The 26,541-nt window shown below is 45.0% G+C and carries 25 protein-coding genes; 20 read left to right on the top strand and 5 right to left on the bottom strand.

What is annotated here, in order from left to right; translation table 11 throughout:
- Positions 1-9: 9 nt before the first annotated feature.
- Positions 10-702: a ComF family protein gene (locus tag L0660_RS19295; protein WP_235160936.1), complete on the bottom strand. Its 693-nt coding sequence runs from the start codon at positions 700-702 to the stop codon at positions 10-12.
- Positions 703-750: 48 nt separating this feature from the next.
- On the opposite strand from L0660_RS19295, the gene L0660_RS19300 reads away from it, so the two are divergent.
- Positions 751-2,112: a dihydroorotase gene (locus tag L0660_RS19300; protein WP_235160937.1), complete on the top strand. Its 1,362-nt coding sequence runs from the start codon at positions 751-753 to the stop codon at positions 2,110-2,112.
- Here the strand turns inward: L0660_RS19300 and L0660_RS19305 are convergent.
- The 3 genes from L0660_RS19305 to L0660_RS19315 form a co-directional block, all read right to left on the bottom strand.
- Complete coding sequence (locus L0660_RS19305) at positions 2,095-2,520, bottom strand: (deoxy)nucleoside triphosphate pyrophosphohydrolase (protein ID WP_233799161.1); 426 nt, start codon at positions 2,518-2,520, stop codon at positions 2,095-2,097. The genes L0660_RS19300 and L0660_RS19305 overlap by 18 nt on opposite strands.
- Before the next feature lie 83 nt (positions 2,521-2,603).
- A complete protein-coding gene (gene ruvB / locus L0660_RS19310) occupies positions 2,604-3,629 on the bottom strand; it encodes a Holliday junction branch migration DNA helicase RuvB (RefSeq protein WP_233799160.1) in 1,026 nt (341 codons plus the stop codon).
- Positions 3,630-3,682: 53 nt separating this feature from the next.
- Complete coding sequence (locus L0660_RS19315; protein ID WP_233799159.1) at positions 3,683-6,445, bottom strand: PKD domain-containing protein; 2,763 nt, start codon at positions 6,443-6,445, stop codon at positions 3,683-3,685.
- A gap of 335 nt (positions 6,446-6,780) precedes the next feature.
- Here L0660_RS19315 and L0660_RS19320 point away from each other — a divergent pair, with 335 nt between their 5' ends.
- The 3 genes from L0660_RS19320 (at position 6,781) to L0660_RS19330 (ending at position 9,726) form a co-directional block, all read left to right on the top strand.
- On the top strand, positions 6,781-7,812 hold the full coding sequence (locus L0660_RS19320; protein WP_026631933.1) for a type IX secretion system membrane protein PorP/SprF: 1,032 nt from the start codon (positions 6,781-6,783) through the stop codon (positions 7,810-7,812).
- 99 nt (positions 7,813-7,911) lie between these two features.
- The gene (locus L0660_RS19325; RefSeq protein ID WP_409013439.1) at positions 7,912-8,703 is read left to right on the top strand and encodes an NIPSNAP family protein; all 792 of its coding nucleotides are present in this window, start codon (positions 7,912-7,914) and stop codon (positions 8,701-8,703) included.
- Positions 8,704-8,715: 12 nt separating this feature from the next.
- Positions 8,716-9,726 carry a zinc-binding dehydrogenase gene (locus L0660_RS19330; protein ID WP_235160939.1) on the top strand — a complete coding sequence of 337 codons (1,011 nt, stop codon included), beginning with the start codon at positions 8,716-8,718 and terminating at the stop codon, positions 9,724-9,726.
- A gap of 3 nt (positions 9,727-9,729) precedes the next feature.
- On the opposite strand, the gene murQ is transcribed toward L0660_RS19330, so the two are convergent.
- The gene (murQ, locus tag L0660_RS19335) at positions 9,730-10,533 is read right to left on the bottom strand and encodes an N-acetylmuramic acid 6-phosphate etherase (RefSeq protein ID WP_235160940.1); all 804 of its coding nucleotides are present in this window, start codon (positions 10,531-10,533) and stop codon (positions 9,730-9,732) included.
- Positions 10,534-10,854: 321 nt separating this feature from the next.
- On the opposite strand from murQ, the gene ilvD reads away from it, so the two are divergent.
- From ilvD to L0660_RS19415, 16 genes are all read left to right on the top strand, one after another.
- Positions 10,855-12,540, top strand: coding sequence for a dihydroxy-acid dehydratase (ilvD, locus tag L0660_RS19340; protein WP_235160941.1), 1,686 nt, complete (start codon positions 10,855-10,857; stop codon positions 12,538-12,540).
- Between the two features lie 221 nt (positions 12,541-12,761).
- Positions 12,762-13,226, top strand: a complete 465-nt coding sequence (locus L0660_RS19345; RefSeq protein WP_235160942.1) for a nucleotidyltransferase — start codon at positions 12,762-12,764, stop codon at positions 13,224-13,226.
- Positions 13,227-13,271: 45 nt separating this feature from the next.
- Entirely contained in the window at positions 13,272-15,002 is a 1,731-nt protein-coding gene (gene ilvB, locus L0660_RS19350) for a biosynthetic-type acetolactate synthase large subunit (protein ID WP_235160943.1), read from the top strand.
- An 18-nt stretch (positions 15,003-15,020) separates the two neighbouring features.
- The gene (gene ilvN, locus L0660_RS19355; RefSeq protein ID WP_026631940.1) at positions 15,021-15,554 is read left to right on the top strand and encodes an acetolactate synthase small subunit; all 534 of its coding nucleotides are present in this window, start codon (positions 15,021-15,023) and stop codon (positions 15,552-15,554) included.
- 61 nt (positions 15,555-15,615) lie between these two features.
- The gene (gene ilvC / locus L0660_RS19360) at positions 15,616-16,662 is read left to right on the top strand and encodes a ketol-acid reductoisomerase (protein ID WP_235160944.1); all 1,047 of its coding nucleotides are present in this window, start codon (positions 15,616-15,618) and stop codon (positions 16,660-16,662) included.
- A gap of 101 nt (positions 16,663-16,763) precedes the next feature.
- The gene (gene ilvA / locus L0660_RS19365) at positions 16,764-18,020 is read left to right on the top strand and encodes a threonine ammonia-lyase (protein WP_235160945.1); all 1,257 of its coding nucleotides are present in this window, start codon (positions 16,764-16,766) and stop codon (positions 18,018-18,020) included.
- Positions 18,021-18,023: 3 nt separating this feature from the next.
- Complete coding sequence (locus tag L0660_RS19370) at positions 18,024-18,872, top strand: response regulator transcription factor (protein WP_235160946.1); 849 nt, start codon at positions 18,024-18,026, stop codon at positions 18,870-18,872.
- Between the two features lie 51 nt (positions 18,873-18,923).
- Positions 18,924-19,211 carry a nucleotidyltransferase family protein gene (locus L0660_RS19375; RefSeq protein WP_235160947.1) on the top strand — a complete coding sequence of 96 codons (288 nt, stop codon included), beginning with the start codon at positions 18,924-18,926 and terminating at the stop codon, positions 19,209-19,211.
- Positions 19,204-19,545, top strand: a complete 342-nt coding sequence (locus tag L0660_RS19380; protein WP_235160948.1) for a DUF86 domain-containing protein — start codon at positions 19,204-19,206, stop codon at positions 19,543-19,545. Before L0660_RS19375 ends, L0660_RS19380 begins: the two co-directional genes overlap by 8 nt.
- Before the next feature lie 199 nt (positions 19,546-19,744).
- Positions 19,745-21,148, top strand: a complete 1,404-nt coding sequence (leuC, locus tag L0660_RS19385; protein ID WP_235160949.1) for a 3-isopropylmalate dehydratase large subunit — start codon at positions 19,745-19,747, stop codon at positions 21,146-21,148.
- An 18-nt stretch (positions 21,149-21,166) separates the two neighbouring features.
- Complete coding sequence (leuD, locus tag L0660_RS19390; RefSeq protein ID WP_233799147.1) at positions 21,167-21,763, top strand: 3-isopropylmalate dehydratase small subunit; 597 nt, start codon at positions 21,167-21,169, stop codon at positions 21,761-21,763.
- Positions 21,764-21,780: 17 nt separating this feature from the next.
- Positions 21,781-23,352: an alpha-isopropylmalate synthase regulatory domain-containing protein gene (locus L0660_RS19395; protein ID WP_233799146.1), complete on the top strand. Its 1,572-nt coding sequence runs from the start codon at positions 21,781-21,783 to the stop codon at positions 23,350-23,352.
- 24 nt (positions 23,353-23,376) lie between these two features.
- Positions 23,377-23,655 carry a nucleotidyltransferase family protein gene (locus L0660_RS19400; protein ID WP_235160950.1) on the top strand — a complete coding sequence of 93 codons (279 nt, stop codon included), beginning with the start codon at positions 23,377-23,379 and terminating at the stop codon, positions 23,653-23,655.
- Positions 23,652-23,981, top strand: a complete 330-nt coding sequence (locus L0660_RS19405) for a DUF86 domain-containing protein (RefSeq protein WP_235160951.1) — start codon at positions 23,652-23,654, stop codon at positions 23,979-23,981. Before L0660_RS19400 ends, L0660_RS19405 begins: the two co-directional genes overlap by 4 nt.
- 23 nt (positions 23,982-24,004) lie before the next feature.
- Positions 24,005-25,075: a 3-isopropylmalate dehydrogenase gene (gene leuB, locus L0660_RS19410; protein WP_233799143.1), complete on the top strand. Its 1,071-nt coding sequence runs from the start codon at positions 24,005-24,007 to the stop codon at positions 25,073-25,075.
- 262 nt (positions 25,076-25,337) lie between these two features.
- On the top strand, positions 25,338-26,495 hold the full coding sequence (locus L0660_RS19415) for a 2-isopropylmalate synthase (RefSeq protein ID WP_235160952.1): 1,158 nt from the start codon (positions 25,338-25,340) through the stop codon (positions 26,493-26,495).
- The last annotated feature ends 46 nt before the right edge of the window (positions 26,496-26,541 follow it).

Here is a 26,541-nt window from a genome sequence, read left to right on the forward strand (position 1 = left end):
ACGCCTTTTTTAATGTTCTGCCAATGCAATGGTTAGGATTGTGAATGATTCGCAACCTGCGAGTTTTAATGTCTGCACACATTCTTCAAGCGTTGCACCTGTAGTGAGCACATCGTCGATAATAATTACTTTTTTGTAATCAATGTGATCTTTCACGGCAAAAACGCCTTTTACATTCTCCCTTCGTTCTGTTTTGCTTTTGCCCGTTTGCGTGGCGGTGTGTTTTGTTCGTTCCAAAATCGTTGCTGACCACGGAATGCCGGTTGCGTTAGCAAAACCTTCTGCCAGCAAATCGCTTTGATTATAACCTCTTGATTTCTTTTTCTTAGCATGTAAAGGCACGCTAATGATCATTTCGGCTGCGGGAAGCATTCCTGCTGTCATCATTTCCTGCCCAAACATAAAGCCCAGCAGCAACCCCACATCCTGATTTCCTTTGTATTTCAATGCATGCAGCAGGCGCTGCACTTTTCCTTTTTTGGTAAAAAGCAAAAAAGAATGCGTCAAAGCCACTTCGGGAACATTTACAAACTTGTAACGAATAACATCCTGATGCAGGCCGTGGAGATGAATCCTGGGCAGGGAAATCATGCAGGAAGTGCAGATGGTGGCTTCGTTACCGACGAGCGAGCTGTCGCAGGCTTCGCAACATCTTGGGAAAATAAGGTCGGTGAAATCACTTAAAATTTTTTTCAGATTCATTTTTGGTTGTTTTAAATAACTTTGCATCACATCAAAATTCACCCCCGAATGACCACGCTGATCGTAAATGCCCAAGTTGTCAATGAGAATGAGATCCATGAGTTTGACGTAATTATTGAAAATGGTCACATTCAAAGGATCGGAAAAGATTTACAGCACATTGCGGCGGATCGGGTCATTGATGCAAAAGGGCAGTATCTGATGCCGGGAGTAATCGACGACCAAGTGCATTTCCGCGAGCCTGGGCTGACTTACAAAGCAAACATTTACACTGAATCCAAAGCAGCCGTTGCAGGCGGCGTGACGTCGTTTATGGAAATGCCGAATACGGTTCCAAACACGCTCACGCAGGCGCTTCTGGCAGATAAATACAAGATCGGCGCGGACACTTCACTGGCCAATTATTCCTTTTTCATGGGCGCTTCCAATGACAATTATGAGGAAGTGATGAAGACCAATCCGGCGGAAGTTTGCGGGATCAAGATTTTTATGGGCTCGTCAACGGGCAATATGCTTGTGGATGCGCCGGAGGTTTTGGAAAAAATATTTGCAAACGCGCCCTGCATCATCGCCACACATTGCGAAGACGAGCCAACCGTGCGGCAGCGAATGGAGCATTTCAAAGAAAAATACGGCGAGAATGTGCCTTACAACATTCACGCATTGATAAGAAACGAGGAAGCGTGCCTGAAATCATCCACATTCGCGAGCGGACTTGCGCATAAGCATGGCACAAAGCTGCATATCCTGCACATTTCGACGGGTGATGAGGTTGTGCTTTTTGAACCGGGAATCAGGAAAAACGGTCAGATTTTGTTGAGCGACGGAACACCGAAATTAGTGACTGCCGAAGCTTGCGTCCATCATTTGTGGTTTGATGCCGAAGATTATCACACGCTTGGAAACAAAATTAAATGCAATCCGGCAATCAAAGCGCCGCACCATAAAGAGGCAATTCTGCAAGCCGTGCTGGACAACCGCATTGACGTGATCGCAACAGACCACGCGCCGCATACGATTGAAGAAAAAGCGCAGGGTTACTGGCAGGCGCCATCCGGTTTGCCTTTGGTGCAGCACACATTGAATGTAATGTTGGAACTACACAAATCCGGCAAAATATCGATTGAAAGAATTGCTGAGAAAATGAGCCACGCTGTTGCCGACTTATTCCAAATCAGCAAACGCGGTTATATACGTGAAGGTTACTGGGCAGATCTGATCTTAGTGGATTTGAATGCGCAAACGGCGGTGGAGCCGGGTAATATCTATTCAAAATGCGGCTGGTCGCCGTTTGAGGGAGTTAATTTCCAATCCAGTGTAACCCATACATTTGTGTCAGGAAACCTGGTTTTTGAGAACGGGAAATTCAATGAAAATCAGAAGGGTCAACGGCTACTTTTTAGCCGCTAAATAGCCATAATAGTTTTCGATCACATTCAGGTCGGCTTCGGTCCAATCCAATGTGGGCAATTGCCCTGGCGTAAGCCACAGGATCTGTTCGTGCTCGGTTAATGTAATGTCGAGTGTTTTGAGTTTGCAAACGAAGGGAACTAGGATAATTTCGCGCCAGCCCTGATCTTTGGAAGTTTCGGGCAGCCGGTCAATTATTTCAATTTCAACATTAAGCTCTTCGATGATTTCGCGGGCGAGTGTCTCTTCGTCCGTTTCACCTTTCTCTTGCTTGCCGCCGGGGAATTCCCATTGCAAGGGGAAAGATAATGCAGCGCTACGTTGTCCAGCCAGTACTTTTCCATTATGTTCAATCACAGCACAGGGCACTCTCACAACCAATTTTTCGGAAACCAGTACTTCAATCATAGAGGCGGTTAGTAATTTACCGCAAAAATACAAATTTCAATGTTAATTCGCGATTAATTCTTAAAACTTCGCGGAGTATTTGATCAGAATAATTCTCCTGAACGATAGGTCGGCAGAATCCCTAAGTGCTTGTAAGCCTTCTCCGTAACCTCCCGTCCGCGCGAAGTCCGTTTCATATATCCCTCTTTGATCAGGAATGGCTCGTACACTTCTTCAATCGTTTCCGCTTCCTCGCCGCAAGCCGTTGCAATGGTGGAAATTCCAACTGGGCCGCCTTTGAATTTGTTGATAATTGTTGACAGAATGCGGTTATCCATCTCATCAAGGCCATTCTGATCTACATCCAGCGCCAGCAATGCCATTTCAGCAATTTGAACGGTAACTTTTCCATTGCCCTTTACCTGTGCAAAATCACGTGTTCGTCGCAATAGATTGTTTGCAATACGAGGCGTCCCGCGGCTTCTACGAGCGATTTCGTAGGCGGCGTCTTCTTCCAGCGGCGTTCCTAAAATAGCTGCGGAACGCTTCAAAATCGTGGATAACAATTCCGCGTCGTAATATTCAAGACGCGCATTAATGCCAAATCTCGCCCTAAGCGGAGAAGTAAGCATCCCGGCGCGTGTTGTTGCACCTATTAATGTAAAAGGGTTTAATCCTATTTGAATGCTGCGTGCATTGGGCCCGCTATCGAGCATAATGTCGATTCTGTAATCTTCCATTGCCGAATACAGATATTCTTCGACGATGGGATTTAAGCGGTGGATTTCGTCGATGAATAATACGTCATGTTCCTGTAAATTCGTCAGCAAGCCGGCAAGATCACTTGGTTTGTCCAGAACGGGCCCGGAAGTGATCTTGATTCCAGCGCCAAGCTCATTTGCGACAATGTTAGATAATGTTGTTTTCCCAAGTCCCGGAGGCCCGTGAAGCAAAACGTGATCCAGCGCATCGCCACGCTGACGCGCAGCCTGAACGAAGATTTTAAGGTTTTCAAGAATTTTGTCCTGACCTGTAAAGTCATCAAAAGTAAGCGGACGCAATGCGCGCTCAACTTCTTTTTCAGTATTGGAAAGATTTTCTTTATCTCCGGATAAATAATCCTGACGCATAATAATCGGCTAAATAAACAAAAAAATACTCGTTTTAATCTGCAAAAAGAAGCTTACCGGATGATCATTACCGATCCTCGCTTCACATTAGGGGCGCGCTCGGGATAGTAAAGGGCCTCGTAGGAGATCACATAAGGATAGGCGCCTGGCTGCACTTTCTGGCCTTTATAGGTTCCATCCCAGCGATCTTCAATGTTCGTAGAAGCATAAATTACTTCACCCCAGCGGTTATAAATGCGAATGGAGAAATTGGTATAATAAGCCCCGAAAATTTCCAGAATCTCATTATGCCCTTCGCCATCGGGAGTAAATGCATCGGGAATGAAGAACCGTGGCTCGCAGCGATCAACAACTTCAGTTGTTTGCTGCGCTACGCAACCTTCTTTATTGACAGCGATCACCGTGTAAGTTCCTTCTGCACCCACAGTCACCGTCCGCGTGGTGTCGCCGGAATGCGGCCATTCATAGGATTGCACGCCTTGTCCGTTTGCATCCAGAATAACAGACTGTCCATCCGGAATGCATATCGCGTATTCAGGTAAGAGATTCAAAATCGGTGAAGGACGCTCGCCAACCTGAATGGTGTCTGAATTATAGCAATCATTGCGGTCTTTTACGATCACAAAATAAGAACCTGGCTGAGCCACTGTGATGTCTCTGGTGTCTTCGCCGGTGCTCCAGTTGAACTCAATCCATCTTTCGCTTGGCACGGTGAGAACAATTGAACTGTCGCGGCATAATGTTGTGTCTGGCCCGATGCTCACAGCTGGCGGGCGGCGCAAGGTGATTTCAATGGTGTCGGCAGAGAAACATTCGCCTTGCGGACCATTGAATGCAACGGCAATGTAACGGCCTGTCGCAGTTGCATTATAAGTTTTTCCACGTCCTACAACCCTTCCGCGGTTGATCCAGGCATAAACCTCAGCCTGAACGCCCATATCCAAAGGAACAAATGCACCGCAAGTATCTTTATCAGCACCCAGATTAATCGGTGGAGGCGTTTCGAAAATCACGACTTCCTGAACAATTGTTGTGTCTTTACATTTATTGGTCGCACGCATGCGGACCATGTATGTGCCTGGCTTTGTATAGGTGTAAGTTGCTTTTTGTTCTTTCGAAGGTGCTGTAAAGCTGCCGTCTCCAAGGAAATCCCACTGATAAGTGTCTTCGATCGGATCGCAGATCGGGCTTGCTTCGAATGTGGTGGGTTCATTTGTACAAAAACCATTTGCCTCAAAACCAGGACCTGATGATTCCTGCGTGAAATCCTGCACCATATTCGGCAAACCTAACTGACTTTTTTTGCCGCCTAAACTCACGCCATCGCGCTCATATTCCACCCCAGTAAGCGAATTCCCCTCCGGTTCACCAATAACCGCCAGATATTCACTGCCTTCAATCGCCATGTAAATCCTGCCATCGGGACCAAATTGCAATGCGCCAAATTTTCGGTTGGCAGAACTGTCAATGGTTATGGCAGTTTCCGTCAGCAAACTGTCGGGCAATGTGAGATCGTATTGCTTTAAATAAGAACTGGTGCCGTTTTCGCCCGAAAACGAAATGTACATTTTCTCCCCGCTGGGCGAAAATTCGATCCCATAAGCTGTGGGCGGCGCGGCTCCCAGATCCACCGTTTTATCATAGGTTAATGTGCCTGTTGAGTCATTGAAACTGAACAATTCAACGTAATTTTTTGGAGGACCCGGAATGATCACCGCCAGTCGGCGCTGTCCGGTGGCACTGTCAGGAGAAGAAAATTTCATATAACCTTCTGCCTTTCCGAGGCTATCATGCTTCATTCCTAACTCAGGCGCGCTGCTTTCTACCAATCCGCCGGTTGTGGCGTGGAAAATGCGGAACTTATTCGTGCCGTAATCGTGGGAAATAACCCAGTAAGTGCTGTCGCGGTCATTACGTGCAGACACTATACGTTCGGTCGTTGGCTCCTGCAATAATGTATTGGTTTCAATGATCGCGCCCAGGCCGTTGTTCCGACGCATATCCACAACGCTTTTCGTCAGCAGCTTTTCACCATTGATGTCGGAAGTTGTAAATACATTGAACAAATATTCACAACCCTTACAAGTAGGCTGAGGCACAATAAGGACGGATTGCGTGGAATTCGGGCTTCCTTTCAGCGGCGGACAATTGGGCTGTTCGAAACAGGGCATCGGGTCGCCATTCTTGTTCCAGACCGTTATACCATCGGAATAAAACAGCAATTGGCCTTTGGAATTGGCTATGGATGAGGTTCCTTCAGGCGTATTGAGCTTTCCATCGGTGATCGGCGTGGGTGGGTTGTTGGAAAAATCAAGGCCCGCATTTCCACCAAAAAACCATTTTGCGCCTTCCTGGTTGGCTGGCTCCATACAGATCTTCACATTGATCCGGTCCTGAATTTTACAACCATTAGGCAAGATAACTTCCACAGAATAACAGCCTGAACTGTCGACATTTAAGGTCTGCGTCGTGTCGCCTTTTGGATACCAGACATATCGGGCGCCATCGGGTGCGCCGTTGGGATAAGGATCCAGAATTAATGTATCGCCCGGACAAATCGTTGTGTCCGTTTTCCATTGCTGAAAAGCAGGCGGCAATTCACCGATCTGTACGACTTTTGAAACCGTTTGCTGCGCGCCGCCTCTCAATGTTCTTAGCAATGTAACTGTATAAGAGCCAGGGGCTAAATAGGAATGTTGCGCAATGCGACGGGTGTCCGTTGCGCCGCCTTCCCCAAAAGTCCATTGCCACGCAATGGCCGTGCGGAGCGTATCACTGAATGTAGTCGAGTCGGCTTCGCAATCGGGATTCTGCATGCACTGCCCTTGAACCACAAAATCCTGTGCGTTAGCACACACTGTGGTCAGCAGGAGCAGAAAGAATGTTAAATAAAATATTTGTTGGTACTTATTATAAAATCGCCCCATGTTTCGTTACTAGTTCAAACACCCCACGCCACCACAATTAATATTCGGATTACCTGACACTACTAACGAAAATAAAATGTTAAAATTTTGTGCGGTAATGTCGTAAAAACCACTCTAATTTGAATATTAATACGCAATTTGATGATATTTTGTGAATTTAATTTTGTATTTTTTTTGAGCCTGTTTTCCTCCCGCTTTTGAACTTGCGGCAATAAGAAATATCTATGACAAAGCGTTTACTTCTCCTTTTTGTACTGACACTGCTTTGCCTGAAAGGTTGGAGCCAGGACCCGCAGTTTTCTCAATTTTATGCGAATCCGTTATATCTGAACCCTGCTTTGGCGGGTGGTGCGCTCGCGCCGCGTGCGACGATCAATTACAGGAATCAATGGCCGTCACTTTCAGCGAATTTCGTGACCACCTCTTTTGGTGCAGATGTATTTTTGCCTAATTACAACAGCGGGTTGGGCGTTTTGGTAACGATGGACAGCCAGGGTTTGGGTAATTTAAAATCAACCGACATTGCGCTTCAATATTCCTATCAGATCCAGTTGAATGATGTTACTTCATTAAGATTAGGAATTCAGGGCGGGTTTGTTTCCCGGAAACTGGATTATTTCGGACTGACATTTGGTGATCAATATGATAATGGCGGACTTACAGGCCGCCCTTCGGATGATCCCTTCGCATTAGGCGGTCCTAATGTAAATTACGCTGATTTTGGGTCTGGATTAATGTTGTATTCAGACTGGTATTGGGCCGGGATTTCGGCGCACCATTTGAACCGTCCTAACCAGGCATTTTCATCGCTGACCGAAGCAAGGCTGCCAATGAAAACAAGTTTCCAGGCCGGATTAAGGATTCCATTTGCAGGTTATACATTCCTTGGGGATGAAATTGATAAGGAAAAAACGATTTCACCTGCCATTATGTACAAAAAGCAAGGCAAATATGATCAGTTTGACGCAGGACTTTACGCAACCATTGAGCCGTTGGTTTTGGGTGTTTGGTATCGCGGGATTCCTTTCAAAAAATACGAACAGAACATTAATAACCACGAATCGTTGGTGTTTTTGGCGGGTTACAGACAGGACAAGTTTTCAATCGGTTATAGCTACGACTTAACCATTTCTACATTAGGTGCCAGCAGCGGTGGTGCGCATGAGATTTCGCTTTCCTATGTGTTTGATCCTATTGAGTCTAAACCCAGAAGGAGTAAGAGCAGCAAACGGCAGCTTTCTTGTCCGAAGTTCTAAAATAGGTTGTTGGTAAATTATTTTCGTGGCGTATAGCGGTAGAAAGCATTTAAGTAGACTTTTTCCTACAATGATCCACCTATTACCTTTACCAAAACGATGATAAGTTACTTGAAGAGCGGTCTTTTTACCGCAGTATTTTTGTTCGCAGCCGTATTAAGCATTGCAGCTGCTCCTCCCAAAAGAGAATTTTACGAGATTAGAATTTATCAACTCAAAAACGCTGAACAAGGAACGCGTGTTGAAAATTATCTCAAAGACGCTTACATTCCTGCCATGCACCGCGCCGGGATCAAAAATGTAGGAGTTTTCAAGCCCGTTGCTTCTGACACAGCAGCCGCTGGGAAACTAATCTACGTTTTCACGCCATTGAAATCGCTGGAACAATTGCTTGAACTGCCTAAAACGCTTGCAAAAGATGCAGCCTACGCGTCGGCCGGAAAGGATTACATTGATGCTGAGTATAAAAATGCACCTTACGCTCGTTACGAAACGATTTTGCTTCAAGCATTTACAGGCATGCCGATGCACAAAAAACCAGGCTTAACCGGCCCAAAAGCAGACCGTGTTTATGAACTGCGCAGCTACGAAGGTCACACAGAAAAAATTTATCAGAACAAAGTAAAAATGTTCAATGACGGCGGCGAAGTTCCTCTGTTTGAGCGACTTGGTTTTAATGCGGTTTTCTATGCAGAAGTAATTGCCGGAAGTCACCAGCCAAATTTGATGTACATGACCACTTTTGAGAACAAAGCTTCCCGTGACGAACATTGGAAAGCATTTGGATCTGATGCGGAGTGGAATAAGCTAAAAGTAAATCCTGAGTATCAAAATAACGTTTCGAAGAACACGAGCTTTTTCCTGACACCAACAGATTACTCTGACATTTAAAACCCCGAATGAATGAAAGCTGCTGTCATTAAAAATCTTCACGAACCTTTGGTTATAGAAGATGTTGAAAAACCACAGGCCGGTTCGGGCGAGGTGATAGTTCAATTAAAAGCAGCTTCATTAAATCACCGCGACGTCTGGATCCAAAAAGGACTTTATCCTAAAATCACGACGCCCATCATCCCCGGTTCCGATGGCGCTGGCATTGTAAGTGAAGTGGGCGAAGGGGTTGATCCGGCATGGATCGGCAAGGAAGTGCTTATTAATCCATCGCATAATTGGGGTGATAATCCGGCTTTTTACGGAGCGGATCATAAAATATTAGGTTTGCCGGATAACGGGACTTTTGCGGAATATGTCAAAGTAGAAGCCCGTTATCTGGTCAAAAAGCCAGCTTATCTTTCTTTTGAGCAAGCCGCAACATTGCCGCTTGGCGCGTTGACGGCGTGGCGTGCGCTGCATACACGCGCGAATTTTCAGTCGGGCGATAAAGTTTTAGTGACGGGTGCGGGCGGAGGCGTTGCACTTTTTGTCATTCAGTTCGCCATTGCGGCAGGAGCGGAAGTTTGGGTTACTTCCGGTTCAGATCAAAAAATTCAAAAAGCGATTGAATTGGGTGCAAAAGGCGGGATTAATTATAAAAATCCAACCTGGTTCAGAGATCTGTTAGTCAAAGCAAGAGGTCCGAAGCTGGGCTATTTCAATGTTATTATTGACAGCGCAGGCGGTGCCGGATTTGCGAAATTAATTGACATTGCCGCTCCCGGTGCCAGAATTTGCTTCTATGGCGGCGGAACCGGCAACATTACCGACATTGTTCCGGCCAAAGTTTTTTTCAAACAACTCAACATTATCGGAACCACCATGGGCACCGAGTCGGAGTTTCAGGAAATGATCAGCTTTGTTGAAGAAAAAGAGATTATACCAATAATTGACACCGTTTTCCCATTAGACCAAGCCGAAAAGGCATTACGCTTGATGGATTCCGGTCAGCAGTTTGGGAAAATTGTCTTAAAAATCTAGCATTTATTTTTGCACAGATTCAATCGCCCCGCGAACGCTTCCGTATTGATTCAACAACTTCTCAGCTTCTGCGGCATCGACATTCAGCTCGTCAATGATCATTTGCTGCGCGCGATTCACCAGTTTTTCATTGGTAAGCTGCATATCGATCATTTTATTGCCTTTCACTTTGCCTAAGCGGATCATTACAGCCGTTGAGATCATGTTAAGGACCAATTTCTGAGCAGTTCCAGATTTCATACGCGTGCTTCCCGTCAAAAATTCAGGTCCTACAACCACTTCCACTGGAAATTCCGCCGCTTTGGCAACCGGTGAGCCATCATTACAAACAACACAACCCGTCAGCAAACCCGCTTTTTGCGCTTCATTCAAGCCACCGATCACATAAGGTGTGCGGCCCGAGGCGGCTATGCCTATTAATGTGTCATTTTCATTCAATTGATAAGGTGCCAGATCCAGCCATGCCTGGTTCCAGTCATCTTCAGCATTTTCAACCGCTTTACGGATCGCCTTATCGCCTCCCGCAATGATTCCCACCACCAGATCAAACGGAACGCCGAATGTAGGTGGGCATTCCGACGCATCTACAACGCCTAAACGGCCGCTCGTGCCTGCGCCGATGTAAAATAACCGTCCGCCCTGCTGCATGCGCGGCACAATTTGCGACACCAGCGCTTCAATTTGTGGGATGGCTTTTTCAACTGCATTCGGGACTGTTTTATCTTCCTTATTAATAGAAAACAAAATATCCTGAACGCTCATTTTTTCAAGATCCTGGTATTTGGACGACGATTCGGTGGTAAGCATAGTAATGGATTTTGCGATGGTCAAAATTAAATATTTTCCTGAAACCATCCTTGACCAAACATTAATTTGGTATTTATCTCAGAATATCTTCAAAAAATCGTGCGAATGTTTGGAAAATAGAAAGATACCCTTCTAATTTGTATCACAAATAAAAAATCAGCGAAATTTCGCTAGACCTGATAGTTACGCTAATGAGATTCATTTTAATCGTCCCAATTCTAATTCTAGTCACGCGTTAGTGTGAGTGAGGACGATTTGCATAAAACCTGGCACCTCACTCACCGCACTGAATGAGGTGTTTTTATTTACAACATATTCACCATGGCAACAGAACTTAACAGATTTTCTAAAACACTTACACAAGAAGTAACCAACCCGGCAGCACAAGCCATGCTTTACGGCATTGGGTTAAAGGAAGAAGATTTCGCAAAACCGCAAATCGGGATTGCCAGTACGGGTTATGAAGGAAATCCTTGCAATATGCACTTAAACGGACTTTCCGTTTATGTGAAACAAGGTGTTACGGCCAATGAAATGGTCGGTTTGATCTTTAACACAATCGGTGTTTCAGACGGGATGACCAACGGAAACGACGGAATGCGTTACTCTCTGCCTAGTCGCGACATTATCGCGGATTCGATTGAAACGGTGGTTTCTGCACAATGGTATGACGGCGTGATTGCGGTTGTTGGTTGTGATAAAAATATGCCGGGAGCAGTAATGGCGATGGCCCGGATCGATCGCCCTGCGATTATGGTTTATGGCGGAACAATTCGTTCAGGACATTATAAAGGACAAAAACTCGATATCGTTTCTGCATTTGAAGCGCTTGGAAAGAAGTTTGCGAACAACATTTCAGACGAAGATTTCAAAGGCGTTATCCAAAATTCAATTCCTGGTCAGGGCGCTTGCGGTGGCATGTACACGGCGAACACCATGGCGGCTTCGATTGAGGCGATGGGAATGAGCTTGCCATTCAGCAGTTCTTACCCGGCGACGCACGAAGGCAAGCAGGAAGAATGCAAGAAAATCGGCGCGGCGATGAAAAAGCTTTTGGAACTGAACATTACGCCAAAAGAAATTATTACTAAAAAGTCGCTTGAAAACGCTTTGACAGTGGTTATGGCACTAGGCGGTTCAACAAATGCAGCATTGCATTACCTGGCGATTGCGCGTTCGGCCGGCCTTTGGTTGACATTGGATGACATTCAGGCCATTTCAGATCGTACGCCATTTATCGCGGATTTGAAACCGAGTGGTAAATATTATATGGAAGATATTCTGGAAATCGGCGGTGTTCCAGCCATTACCAAATACTTGTATTCCAAAGGCTTGATCCACGGAGATTGCATTACGGTAACGGGTAAGACAGTTGCTGAAAATCTTGCGGAAGCACCTGATCTTAATTTCGATACGCAAAAAATGGTTTTTCCATTGGAGCAAGCCATCAAATCAAGCGGTCACATTCAGATCATGTATGGTAACCTCACGCCAACGGGCGCGGTTGCGAAAATTACAGGAAAAGAAGGGATGACTTTCGACGGGGAGGCAAAGGTTTGCGAGCATGAATCGGAAATCATCACCATGCTTTCCAAAGGTGAAATCAAAGAAGGACACGTGGTTGTAATTCGTAACGCAGGTCCAAAAGGAGGCCCAGGCATGTCGGAAATGCTAAAACCAACTTCCGCAGTGATGGGAGCTGGACTGGGAGACAAAATCGCATTGATCACTGACGGCCGTTTCTCAGGCGGAACGCACGGATTTGTTGTAGGCCACATTACACCGGAAGCATTCGACGGCGGACCAATCGCACTGGTAAAAGACGGCGACCGCATTACAATCGACGCCAACACCCGCCAGCTAACCTTACACATTTCAGACGAAGAAATGGCAGCGCGCAAAGCGGTTTGGGTTCAGCCTGCGCCCCTTTTCACAAAAGGAATGCTAGGAAGATACATCAGAACCGTAAAATCCGCCGCCGAAGGCTGCGTAACGGACGAAGCGTAAACATGATAGCTTATGAAAAGCGAGTTTAAATTGGACAGGACGGCATTTCACGCGGGATCCCATCAGGAAACTGAAAAGTATTACGCTAAAAATCAGCCAAAGACACCAAATGAAAGGCTGTCAGCAGCGAATTACCTGAATAGTATCGCTTTTCAATTTGACATAGATAATCCGCCGAAGATGGACAGAACGGCCTTTTCTATGCGGAAACACACATTATAATGGCCAATATCTTTAATGATGACTTTCAGGATTTTTTGGAATCATTAAATGAAAGTGAGGTCGAATACATATTAGTGGGAGGTTACTCGGTAATCCTTCATGGTTATTCCAGAACAACCGGTGATATGGATATTTGGGTGAATAAAACAAAAGATAACTATTCGCGAATAGCAAAGGCATTTGGAAAATTCGGCATGCCGCTGTTTGATATGACCGAAGAAAATTTTTTGTCAAATCCGAAGTTTGATGTTTTCACCTTTGGAAGAGCGCCCGTTTCGATAGATATAATTACCAATTTGAAAGGCTTGGAATTCGATTATGCCTTCCAAAATGCGTCAGATCACATTGTAGACGATTTGATAATTAGATTGATACATTACAAAGATCTGATTACGGCAAAGAAGGCGGCAGGAAGGCCGAGAGATATAAATGACATTGAAAATCTTGAAAATTCATCCGACTAAATAAATAGAGGAGTCATGGGATTTAATGAAAATCAAACACAAACAATGCAAGCAGTTGAGCCGGTGGCTTCGATTGCTAAGCCGGAGTTGATCAATGGTTCACATGCGGTGATCCAGTCGCTGATCGCGGAAGGGGTTGAGACCATTTTCGGTTATCCGGGTGGGGCGATCATGCCGGTTTATGACGCGATTTACGATTATCAGGATCAGGTTAACCATATTCTGGTGCGTCATGAGCAAGGTGCGGCACATGCGGCGGAAGGTTTTGCACGCATTACGGGTGAAGTGGGCGTTTGCCTGGTAACATCAGGCCCAGGAGCGACGAACCTTGTAACCGGAATCGCTGACGCGATAATCGATTCAACACCAATGGTTTGCATTGTTGGTCAGGTGGCTTCTCATTTGTTGGGAACGGATGCATTCCAGGAAACGGATGTGATGGGCGTTACCATTCCGATCACAAAATGGAATTACCAGATTACCAACGCGGATGAAGTTCCAGAGATTATTGCAAAAGCGTTTTATATAGCAAAATCCGGTCGCCCGGGACCTGTCCTGATCGACATTACAAAGGATGCGCAGCAAAAATTGATGACACGGCCATTTGTTCACAAAAAATGTGAAAAACTGGTTAGCTATCACCCACGCTTGTCTCCAAAAGATGAGCAGGTTGCAGCGGCTGCAAAATTGATCAATCAGGCAAAACGTCCGTTCCTGTTCTTTGGACATGGTGTTCAGATTGCGAATGCAGAAGCGGAATTGATCCAATTCATTGAAAAAACTGATATTCCTGCGGCTTCAACATTACTCGGACTTTCTTCCGTTTCTTGCGACCATCCTAATTATGTCGGCTGGCTGGGAATGCATGGAAATTACGGGACTAATGTGTTGACCAATCAATGTGACGTCATTATTGCAGTAGGAATGCGCTTCGATGACCGCGTTACGGGTGATTTGAGCCGTTATGCCAAGCAGGCGAAGGTTGTTCACATTGAAATTGACCCTGCGGAAATTGACAAGATCGTAAAAGCGGACGCACCGGTTGTAGGTGATGCTAAAAGAGCGCTTGAAATGTTGCTTCCACTGGTTAAGGAAAATAACCACGAAGCATGGCGCGAGGAATTTAAAAGATACGATGCGATTGAGGATCAGAAAATTACGCAGCCAGAACTTGCTCCGACAACGGAAAAGATCAAAATGGCTGAGGTGATCCGGACGCTTTCCGATAAAACAAAAGGCGAAGCGGTGATTGTAGCGGATGTGGGTCAGCACCAAATGATGACTGCGCGTTATTATCAGTTCAAAAAAGCAAACTCTTTCATTACTTCCGGGGGATTAGGAACAATGGGTTTTGCATTGCCTGCATCATTTGGGGCGAAAGTAGGAGCGCCTGATCGTGAGGTTGTTGCGATTATTGGCGACGGTTGTTTCCAAATGACGATCCAGGAATTGGGGACCATTGCACAAAGCGGTTTGCCGGTTAAGATCATCATTTTGAATAACAATTTCCTTGGAATGGTGCGCCAGTGGCAACAGCTCTTCCACCAGAAACGCTATTCATTTGTAGAGCTGCAAAACCCCGATTTCATCACCATAGCAAAAGGTTTTGGGATCGACGGCCACACTTGCGGTGCCAGGGAGAATTTGAATGATTCGCTGGATAAAATGCTGGCTTCCGATAAGCCTTACTTGTTGGAAGTTTTGGTAGAAAAAGAAGAAAATGTGTTCCCAATGGTTCCAACCGGAGCTTGCGTGGCAGATATCAGATTGGAATAAAATAGACATTAATTGATCATGACAACATACACCATTTGTGTTTTTACAGAAAATACGATTGGTATTCTGAACAAGATTACCACCATTCTGACACGCAGACGCATTAATATCGATAGTCTTACTGTTTCCGAAACGGAGCGTAAGGGTATTTCAAGGTTTACCATCGTCATTCGCCATGAGTCGCGCGATGCAGTTGAAAAGCTCGTGCGCCAGATCCGTAAAGTGATTGAAGTGCTGGCTGTTTTTGGTTATCTCAATGACGATATCGCTTATAATGAGATCGCATTGTTTAAAATCTCAACGCCAATTGGCGCAAAACCACTTGATATTGAGACCATTAACAAAACTTACAAAGCGTGGGTCGTTTACTGGCATTTGACTTATGTGATCATCCAGAAAACGGGCACGGAAGAAGAGATCTTTGAATTTTTTGACTATATAAAACCGCACGAAATCCTGGAATTTGTGAGATCAGGACGTGTTGCGGTGAGTAAATCGCCTCAGACGCTGGTCGATTATCTTCCTGAGGCTGAGTGGGAGTATTATCAGTAACCGGTCAACTTTACCTAATATTGTTTTTAAATCGAGTAATCAATAATCCAATCAATAATCAATGGCAAAATTAAATTTCGGCGGGGTCGAAGAAGAAGTAGTAACCCGTGAAGAATTTCCTCTTGAAAAAGCACGTGAAGTACTTTCTAATGAAACCATAGCTGTAATTGGTTACGGCGTACAAGGCCCAGGCCAAAGCTTGAACATGCGTGACAACGGATTCAATGTGATCGTTGGACAGCGCAAAGGAGGTAAGTCGTGGGACAAAGCCGTTGCTGACGGATGGGTTCCTGGCGAAACACTTTTCGAATTGGAAGAAGCATTGGCAAAAGGAACAATCATTTGTTACCTGCTTTCTGACGCCGCTCAAATTGAATTATGGCCAACTGTTAAGGCTAATCTTACTGCCGGAAAATCGTTGTATTTCTCACACGGTTTCGGTGTAACTTACAAAGATCAAACCGGAATTATCCCTCCTGCGGATGTAGACGTGTATTTGGTTGCTCCAAAAGGATCAGGAACTTCACTTCGCCGCTTGTTCGTAGAAGGAAAAGGCTTGAACTCTTCTTTTGCAATATTCCAGGATGCAACAGGCAAAGCGCGTGAGAAATGCATCGCAATGGGAATCGGTGTTGGTTCAGGATATTTATTCGAAACTGATTTTTACCGTGAAGTTACGTCTGACCTTACAGGCGAGCGCGGAACATTGATGGGTGCTATCCAGGGAATTTTCGCAGCACAATACGAAGTGTTGCGTTCAAATGGTCACTCTCCATCAGAAGCATTCAACGAAACAGTTGAAGAATTGACGCAATCGTTGATGCCGCTTGTTGCTGAAAACGGCATGGACTGGATGTACGCAAACTGCTCTACAACAGCACAACGCGGTGCATTGGACTGGTGGAAACCATTCCGTGACGCTACTAAGCCAGTTTTCGAACAACTTTACAACTCTGTGAAAAGCGGCGAGCAAGCTAAAATTTCTATTACCCGTAACTCGCAACCTGATTATCGCGTGAAATTGGAAGAAGAATTGGCTGAGCTTCGCGAATCAGAAATGTGGCAATCAGGCAAAACTGTTCGCAGCCTGCGCCCAGAGAACAATTAATTAGATTTTTTTCTTTGCCGTTGGCTTAAGCCAACGGCAATTGAGAATTGAGAAAGAAATATGAAGCTTTGCAGCATGCAAGGCTTTTTTCATTAACAGCAATGGATACAGCTCACTCCGCTCCGACATTAGATAATATTTTTCTTGCTGCCGAGAGGCTTCGAGGCATCATTAACCACACACCGATTTTCTACAATGCGCATCTTTCGGAACAATATCAGGCTAACATTTATCTGAAAAGGGAAGATCTGCAAACCGTGCGTTCCTACAAAATTCGTGGTGCGTATAACAAAATGGCAAGCATGTCCGCCGAAGCGCTTGCAGGCGGGATTGTGTGTGCGAGCGCTGGCAATCATGCGCAAGGAGTGGCTTATGCATGCCGGAAAATGCAGGTCAAAGGAGCGGTTTTCATGCCTACAACCACGCCAGCGCAGAAAGTAAAACAAGTTAGATTGTTTGGTCAGGAATGGATCGAGATCCACTTGGTAGGCGATACTTATGACGATGCCTACTATGCCTCCAAAGAATATCAAACCTTGAATAATGCCGTCTTTGTGCATCCATTTGATGATTTGCAGGTGATTGAAGGTCAGGGAACGGTGGGTCTGGAGATTTTCAAAGACGCTGATTTCAAGATTGATTATTTGCTGATGGCGATTGGCGGCGGAGGCCTGGCGTCGGGGATTTCAACGGTTTTCAAACAACTTTCGCCCAAAACAAAGCTGATAGGCGTCGAACCCGAAGGTTCACCGAGCATGTATCAATCCATGCAGGAGGGGCACGTCGTTACTTTGGAGCACATTGACAAGTTCGTTGATGGTGCGGCGGTTCGCAGGGCCGGGGAAATCACATTTGAGATTTGCAGCAAAAGTCTGGATAAAGTGATCCTCGTTCCGGAAGGCAAAGTTTGCTCATCCATTTTGCAGCTTTATAACGAAGAAGCCATCGTTGCAGAGCCCGCAGGTGCGCTCACGGTTGCAGCATTGGATTTAATAAAAGAAGAAATAAAAGGCAAGAATGTCGTCGCATTGATCAGTGGAGGCAATAATGACATTACCAGAACCGAAGAAATCAAAGAGCGCTCGTTGCTCTACGAAGGCTTAAAACATTACTTCATCATCCGTTTCCCTCAACGCTCCGGCGCATTTCGCGAATTTTTGAATGTCCTCGGACCCAACGACGACATTGCTAGATTTGAATATGTCAAGAAAACCAACCGCGAACAAGGCCCTGCATTAGTCGGCATCGAGCTGAAAAATCGCGAAGATTTCGCACCATTAATCGAGCGAATGGACGCGAACCGGGTTGTTTACGAATATTTGAATGACCAGCCGGATTTGTTTCAATTTATGGTTTAACAAATGCTCCGCGTCCCTTCCGATATCAGCTCTCAGGAATTTGAATCCTTAAAGATTCAGGATATGACTTTTGTTGCGTATCGCAACGAGGTCTATCCGTCCAAGTATGACGTGTTTTTTGAAGAACATGCCGTGATTGTGGTTTTGGAAGGGGAAAAGAAATTTACAAGTCCTACCCAAGAAGTGCATGTTGAAAAAGGTGACATTCTGTTTGTCCAGCGCGGTTTTTATCTAATGTCAGAGTCGATTAATGAGTCTTATAAAAGTCTGGTTTTCTTCTTTGATGAAAAGCTTTTAAAGGAATTCGTCAGTCTGCATCCTGAGCTTTTTAATCCTTCCAAAGCAACGGCAGTGCTGGAAAACCCGATTTTGCTTTTAAAGTCAGACGAGAATTTTGAGAAGTTCATTCAATCGGTTTTCCCTTATTTCCGATCGCGTACTGAATTGAAAAATCATTTCCTCCGGCTTAAATTTCAGGAGTTACTGCTTCATTTACTCGAACTGGACAATTCAAAACAGCTTCGCGCTATTCTTTACAGTTTGTACAAAGGAGAAAAAGCCGATTTGTCGTTCCTGATGAACAGTTATTATCTCAAACCACTCACATTAAACGAACTAGCACGGCTCTCCGGACGCAGCCTATCCGCATTCAAAAGAGATTTCCAAGACGAATTTAACACCTCCCCAGCGCTTTGGCTTAAAAACAAAAGAATCGATTACGCCGATTTTTTGCTAAGGAACAGCACTAAAAACGTTTCGGAAATCAGCACAGAGATCGGCTACGAAAGCGTTTCCCATTTTATAAAGACTTATAAGGAGAAGTTCGGTAGGACGCCGAAGAAGCAGGCGTAATTTGGGATTGTGTTTTGAAAAGCCTAGCTTCATTGTTATAATGTGCTTGCCATGACTACACAGACCGTATTAGATAAATTGAACAAATCAAAAGGCTATTTTTTCAACAAATATCCTTTAAAATCAATGGCTCTTTTCGGCTCCTATGCCCGAAATGATGCCAATGAAAGCAGTGATGTAGACATTCTTGTCGAATTCTCGGCTCCTGTCGGTTTTGAATTCATCGATCTTGCTATTGAACTGGAAGATATTCTTCAAACGAAGGTTGACCTCGTGAGTAAAAAAGGTTTGAAAGCCCCATTATTGCCTTTTATTGAAAAAAGCTTAATTTATGTCTGAGCGGGCACCTTCCATATTATTTCTGGATATGCTGGATTCCGTTGAAACGGTTCTGGAATATACATTGGGAATGGGCTTCGATGATTTCCTGGCAGATCGGAAAACGCGGGATGCGGTGATTAGGAACATTCAAATCTTGGGTGAGGCTGCCAATCGCGTTCCAAAAGACATTCGTGAGCAATATCCGGAAATTGAATGGATGCGGATCATTAGATCAAGACATATTTTGGTGCACGATTATGCCGGAATTGATTATGAAATCGTCTGGCGCATCATAGAAATCCATTTGCCTCCTTTAAAAGATGCGCTGCTTAATATGACCGCCGGGCGCTAAGTCGACACTGCCAATAACAATTTCCGCTCAAACTTCTCTTAAAAACCAAAATCACTATTTTTTGAACCTTTAACGTTATCGTTATTCGGTTGAATTTGTGGTAATTTGTAATCTCAGTTCTCCTTTTGGGAAAAGGGCGGTTTGAATCGCAATTTCTTAGAAGTCAGTCTTGAAGAGGCGAAATTTTAATAATAAAAAAATGAGTAATCAAGCAAGTACCCTTTTCGACAAGGTGTGGGACGCACACGTTGTACGCAAAATTGAAGATGGTCCGGATGTGTTCTTTATCGACCGTCATTTTATCCACGAAGTAACCAGTCCGGTTGCATTCCTGGGTCTGGAAAGCAGAAATATTGGTGTAATGTATCCTGAAAGAACATTCGCGACTGCCGACCACAACACGCCGACAATCAATCAACACCTTCCGGTTCAGGATGCGCTTTCTGCGAATCAATTGAAAGCACTGGAAACCAACTCATTAAAATACGGAATTTCGCACTGGGGCCTAGGCCATGCCAGAAACGGAATTGTGCACGTAGTGGGCCCAGAAAATGGAATTACACTTCCCGGCATGACGATCGTTTGCGGGGATTCACATACATCTACACACGGTGCTTTTGGCGCAATTGCCTTTGGTATAGGCACTTCTGAGGTTGAAATGGTGCTTTCTTCACAATGCATCATGCAGCCTAAGCCTAAGAAAATGCGTGTGAATGTTAACGGAACATTAGGAAAGGGAGTAACGCCGAAAGACGTGACGCTTTATGTTATTTCCAAACTGACAACAGCCGGCGCAACGGGTTATTTTGTTGAATATGCGGGTGACGTTTTCAGAAATATGAGCATGGAAGGCCGTATGACGGTTTGTAACATGAGCATTGAAATGGGTGCACGCGGCGGCATGATCGCTCCGGACGAAACTACATTTGCATACATTGATGGTCGCGACCAGGCTCCAAAAGGAGAGAAGTGGGACGAGGCGCTTGCTTACTGGAAAACACTGAAAACAGACGAAGGCGCTGTTTTTGACAAAGAATATACTTTCGATGCAGCGGACATTGAGCCCATGATCACTTACGGAACGAATCCGGGAATGGGTCAGGGAATATCCAGGAATATCCCAACTTCGGAACAAGTCGAAGGCGGAAAGTCTACATATGATAAGTCATTAGCTTACATGGGCTTTCATGAAAATGAATCCATGCTAGGAAAGAAAATCGACTATGTTTTCATCGGAAGCTGCACCAATGGTCGCATTGAAGATTTCCGTGCATTTGCTTCGATTGTAAAAGGTCGTAAAAAGGCTGATAATGTGACGGCTTGGGTTGTTCCGGGTTCACACATTGTGGAGGCGCAGATTAAAGAAGAAGGGATTTTGGACATTCTTACGGAAGCCGGTTTTGAGCTTCGTCAGCCAGGATGCTCAGCTTGTCTGGCGATGAATGATGACAAAATTCCAGCCGGAAAATATGCTGTCAGCACGTCAAACCGGAATTTCGAAGGTCGCCAAGGCCCGGGCGCGAGAACGCTTCTGGCTAGTCCATTGGTGGCTGCGGCTGCGGCAGTGACCGGCGTTGTTACAGACCCACGTGATCTTCTTTAATTCAAACCCGACATTAACATGGCTTACGATAAATTCACAGTTTTAAAAAGTACGGCAGTTCCTTTGCCGATAGAAAACGTTGATACAGACCAGATTATCCCTGCGCGTTTTCTGAAAGCAACCAAGCGCGAAGGATTCGGCGACAACCTTTTCCGTGACTGGCGCTACAATGGCGATGATACGCCGAAAACGGATTTTGTATTAAACAATCCGATTTACAAAGGAAAAATCTTGGTAGGCGGTCACAATTTCGGAAGCGGATCGAGCCGGGAGCATGCTGCCTGGGCGATCTATGATTATGGTTTCCGTTGCGTGGTTTCCAGCTTTTTTGCGGATATTTTTAAAGGTAACTCATTGAATATCGGCATTTTGCCGGTTCAGGTTAGTCCCGAATTTCTGGATAAAATATTCCAGGCCATTGAGGCGGATCCAAATGCGGAATTCGAGGTGAACCTTGATGCGCAGACGATCACGATCGTAGGCTCCGGCGAATCTGAATCTTTCGACATCAATGGTTATAAAAAACATAACATGATGAATGGCTTCGACGATATTGATTATCTGCAAGCTATGAAAGGCGAGATCAAGGAGTTTGAAGCAGAAAGAATCTATTAAAGCCGGCCGCCGCACTTATGAACAGCCGCTATATTGAAATAATGGACACGACACTCCGCGACGGTGAGCAGACCAGCGGCGTGTCGTTTTCCGCATCAGAAAAGTTGACCATTGCGCAAATCCTGTTGCAGGAAGTGAAGGTAGACCGCATTGAAATCGCTTCGGCCCGGGTTTCGGAAGGAGAATTTCAGGCTGTCCGGAAAATCACTGAATGGGCAAGGGCCAATGGTTTTCTGGATAAAATTGAAGTTTTAACTTTTGTAGACGGCGACGCGTCAATTAACTGGATGCTGGAATCGGGCGCGCGTGTAATGAATCTTTTGACCAAAGGTTCGCTGAATCATTTAAAACATCAGCTCAAAAAATCGCCTGCCGAACATTTTGAAGACATTCGTAAGGTGATTGAATTGGCTGAAAACCAAGGTATCGATTGCAATGTCTATCTTGAAGATTGGAGCAACGGCATGCGGGATTCACCCGAATATGTTTTCCAATCGCTTGATTTCCTGGTGACTCAGCCGGTAAAACGGATTTTGCTGCCTGATACGCTGGGAATTCTAACGCCTTCGGAATCCTATACTTTTGTCAAGTCGATCGTTGACCGTTATCCTGACAGCCATTTCGAGTTCCACGCGCATAACGACTATGACCTGAGCGTTGCGAATGTCATGGAAGCATTGCGTGCAGGTGCGCATGGGTTGCATTTGACGGTGAATGGCATGGGTGAAAGAACGGGTAATGCGCCGCTGGCGAGCACAATTGCAGTCATCAATGACCTCATGCCGGAATTTAAAACGTCTGTCAACGAGCGCTCATTATACACGGTTAGCAAGCTGGTTGAGACATTTTCTGGTGTCCGGATCCCATCTAATAAGCCAATCGTTGGTGAAAGTGTCTTTACCCAAACAGCTGGCATTCACGCGGATGGCGATAAAAAGAACAATCTGTATTTCAGTAAGTTAATGCCAGAGCGTTTCGGTCGTCAGCGGCTTTATGCTTTGGGTAAAACTTCCGGAAAAGCTAATATTGAGAATAATCTGAGGGATCTGGGAATCTCCCTTTCTGACTCGGATCTAAAAAAAGTCACGCAGCGGATTATTGAACTCGGCGATCGCAAAGAAGCGGTGACGCCTGAGGATCTGCCCTATATCATTTCTGATATTCTGGCTAGTAATGCCATTGAGGAGAAGGTTGTTATCGTCAATTACGTGCTCACGCATTCTAAAAATTTAAAGCCTTCTGCCACACTGCAAATCAGGTTTGAAGACGAGATTTTCGAAGAAAATGCGCAGGGCGACGGTCAGTATGATGCCTTTATGAATGCGTTGAAGAAAATATATTGCCGTAAAGGAATCAGTCTGCCCATGCTGACGGATTATGCAGTGCGCATCCCGCCTGGCGGCAAAACCGACGCTCTTTGCGAAACGATCATTACCTGGGAAATCAACGGCAAGGACGTAAAAACCAGAGGATTAGACTCTGACCAAACCGTCTCAGCCATTATGGCCACGCAAAAAATGCTAAACCTAATCGGCATTCCCGCAAGCCCGGAACTGATCGGTGAGATCCCGCTGGTTAGCGCGATTTGATTAATTTGACCAAAAAATAATAGAATGGACAAGGCACAATTATATCAAAACCTCAAAAACTATCTTTTGCAAAAGAAAGTGACAAAGGCGGCTGTCTTTGGTTCTTTTGCACGAAATGAGGAGAATGATGATAGTGATCTTGACCTTTTAATTGAAGCGAGTGGGCTTACTATGTTTGATATTTTGCGTATTGAAGATGAATTAGAATCAATGTTCAAGCGGAAAATTGATCTGGTTGAGTTCAAGGCCGTTAAGTCTTCCATTCAAAAATATGTTTTTGAGAATACGGTCGAGCTTATATGATTCGGGACGATCAGGTTTACATTCAGGACATTATAGAGTCGATTGAGATTATAATGGACTATGTAGAAGGGAAATCGGAAACGGATTTTGAAGTAAGTCTGATGTTACAGGATGCGGTTTATCGCCGGTTTGAAATCATCGGTGAAGCAGCGACCAAAGTTTCAGATGCTTTCAAAGAAGCACATTCAGATATTGAATGGCGATTGATGAAACTAATGCGAAATAAGCTGATTCATGAATATTTTGGAATCTCATCCAACGCCGTTTTTGCAACCATAAGAGAAGATTTGCCACTACTTTTGGCGAGAATGAAAATGATTAAATAATTGATTATCAATTCAAACAATTAATGAAGAAAAATATTCTAATCGTTCCGGGGGATGGAATCGGACAGGAAGTTACAGAAGTTGGGAAAAGTGTTTTGGTAAAAATTGCTGAGAAATTCGGTCACGAATTCAGCTATGACGAAGCATTAATGGGCCACGTTGCGATTGAAGCGACTGGTAACCCGCTTCCGGATGAAACGCTTGAAAAAATGCGTAACTCGGATGCAATCCTATTCGGCGCCGTAGGCCATCCGAAATATGACAATGACCCAACTGCCAAAGTTCGTCCGGAGCAAGGCTTGCTGAAAATGCGTAAGGAGCTTGGTTTGTATGCCAATTTGCGCCCTATCAAGTTGTTTGATGAGCTTTTGAGTGCGTCTTCGATTAAGCCTGAAATTCTGAAAGGTTCGGATATTCTTTTCTTCCGTGAGCTTACGGGGGATATTTATTTTGGTGAAAAAGGTCGTAAAAACGATAACAACACTGCTTACGACATTGCGGAATACAGCAGATACGAAGTAGAACGCATTGGCCGCAAGGCATTTGAAGCTGCTCGTACGCGTGGCAAAAGATTGATGTCAGTGGATAAAGCCAACGTTTTGGAAACAAGCCGTTTGTGGAGAGAAGTGATCCAGGCGCTTGCTCCTGAGTATCCGGATGTTACGGTTGAACACCAGTTTGTGGATTCAGCGGCAATGTTGCTGATCAAAGATCCAAGACGCTTCGACGTTGTGGTAACGGCTAATTTGTTCGGAGACATTCTGACGGATGAAGCAAGCCAGATTGCAGGCTCTATGGGCATGTTGGCGTCTGCTTCTGTGGGCGATAGCACGGGCGTCTACGAGCCGATCCACGGTTCAGCGCATGACATTACTGGAAAAGGCATTGCTAATCCGTTAGCTTCTGTTCTTTCTGCTGCATTGTTGCTGGACATTTCATTTGGCTTGAAAGAAGAATCGGATGCGATTATTGCGGCGGTTGATAAACTTTTGAAAGATGGTTTCCGTACAAAAGACATTTCGGATGCTTCGACGCCTGCGCACTTGCTATTGAACACGCAATCGGCTGGTGCTGAGCTTTTGAAGAGAATCTGATTTAATAGAAGTTTTACCAAATAATATTTGTTTGAAGGAAAACTTATGTTTTATTTGCAGAACAAAATGTTGTTAGCGAAATTTCGCAACCTGATATCATGAACGCACTCGAATTGAACCTTAATCTCCTGAATTTGCTGATACCGTAAATACGGGAAAGGTTATGTTTTGATTCGTTTGAACCCTTTCTCTAATCCGGAAAGGGTTTTATATTGTTTGAAATTTATTAAATTCGTATCCATTAAAATTTTGATACCCACCAATGAGTAATCGAGTCCAGATCTTCGACACAACTTTGCGAGACGGCGAGCAGGTTCCAGGCAGCCAATTAACGACAGAAGAAAAGGTTGTTGTAGCCAAGCAGCTCGAAAAACTCGGTGTAGACATTATTGAGGCCGGCTTTCCGGTTTCAAGCCCTGGCGATTTTAATTCTGTTGTTGAAATATCCAAAGCAGTGCGCGAGCCTATCATTTGCGCGCTTTCGCGGGCGGTGCCGGGCGACATTGATGCGGCTGCCAATGCATTGCAATACGCACGTCGCGGACGCATTCACACGGGCATCGGTTCTTCGGACATTCACATTCAGCACAAATTCAATACAACACGGGAAAAGATCCTCGAAAGAGCGATTACGGCCACGAAATACGCAAAAAGCAAGGTTGAGGACGTGGAGTTTTATTGCGAAGATGCAGGACGTGCGGATCTCGTTTTCCTTGCGCAATTGGTTGAAGCAGTGATTGGTGCTGGCGCAACAGTGGTAAACATTCCGGACACAACCGGATATTGCCTTCCGGACGAGTATGGGTCCAAAATCAAATACATCTTCGAGAACGTTTCGAACATTCATAAAGCGGTTATTTCCATTCACTGCCACAATGATTTGGGATTGGCGACTGCGAATTCTATCGCGGGCATAAGCCAGGGAGCGCGCCAGGTTGAGGTTACGATCAATGGAATTGGTGAAAGAGCTGGAAATACGTCTTTGGAAGAAGTTGTGATGGCTTTGACAGTCCACAAAGAACTTGGTTTGGAAACGGGAGTTAACACGCAATTCATTTATCCAACGAGCCAGCTGGTTTCGAAAATGATGCGCATGCCGGTTCAGGCGAATAAGGCGATTGTGGGACGTAATGCGTTTGCACATTCATCCGGAATTCACCAGGATGGTTTCTTAAAACACCAGTTGACTTACGAAATTATGAACCCGCAGGATGTGGGTGTGGATAAGTCGGACATCGTTTTGACTGCCCGTAGTGGTAGACATGCTTTGAAGCACCGCCTAGAATTACTTGGATTCAGCTTCGACAAGCCAGCATTGGACGAATTATATACAAGATTCCTTGAAGTAGCCGATTTGAAGAAGGAAGTGAACGACGCGGATCTGGTAGATTTGGCCAGAACGGCGATCCCAGTGGAATAATTAGAAAATCATTAAAAAGCATAACCCATTGAATCTGAATTTGATG

Origin of the sequence: Dyadobacter sp. CY351, assembly GCF_021502625.1 — a bacterium.
Taxonomy (GTDB): Bacteria; Bacteroidota; Bacteroidia; order Cytophagales; family Spirosomataceae; genus Dyadobacter; species Dyadobacter chenhuakuii.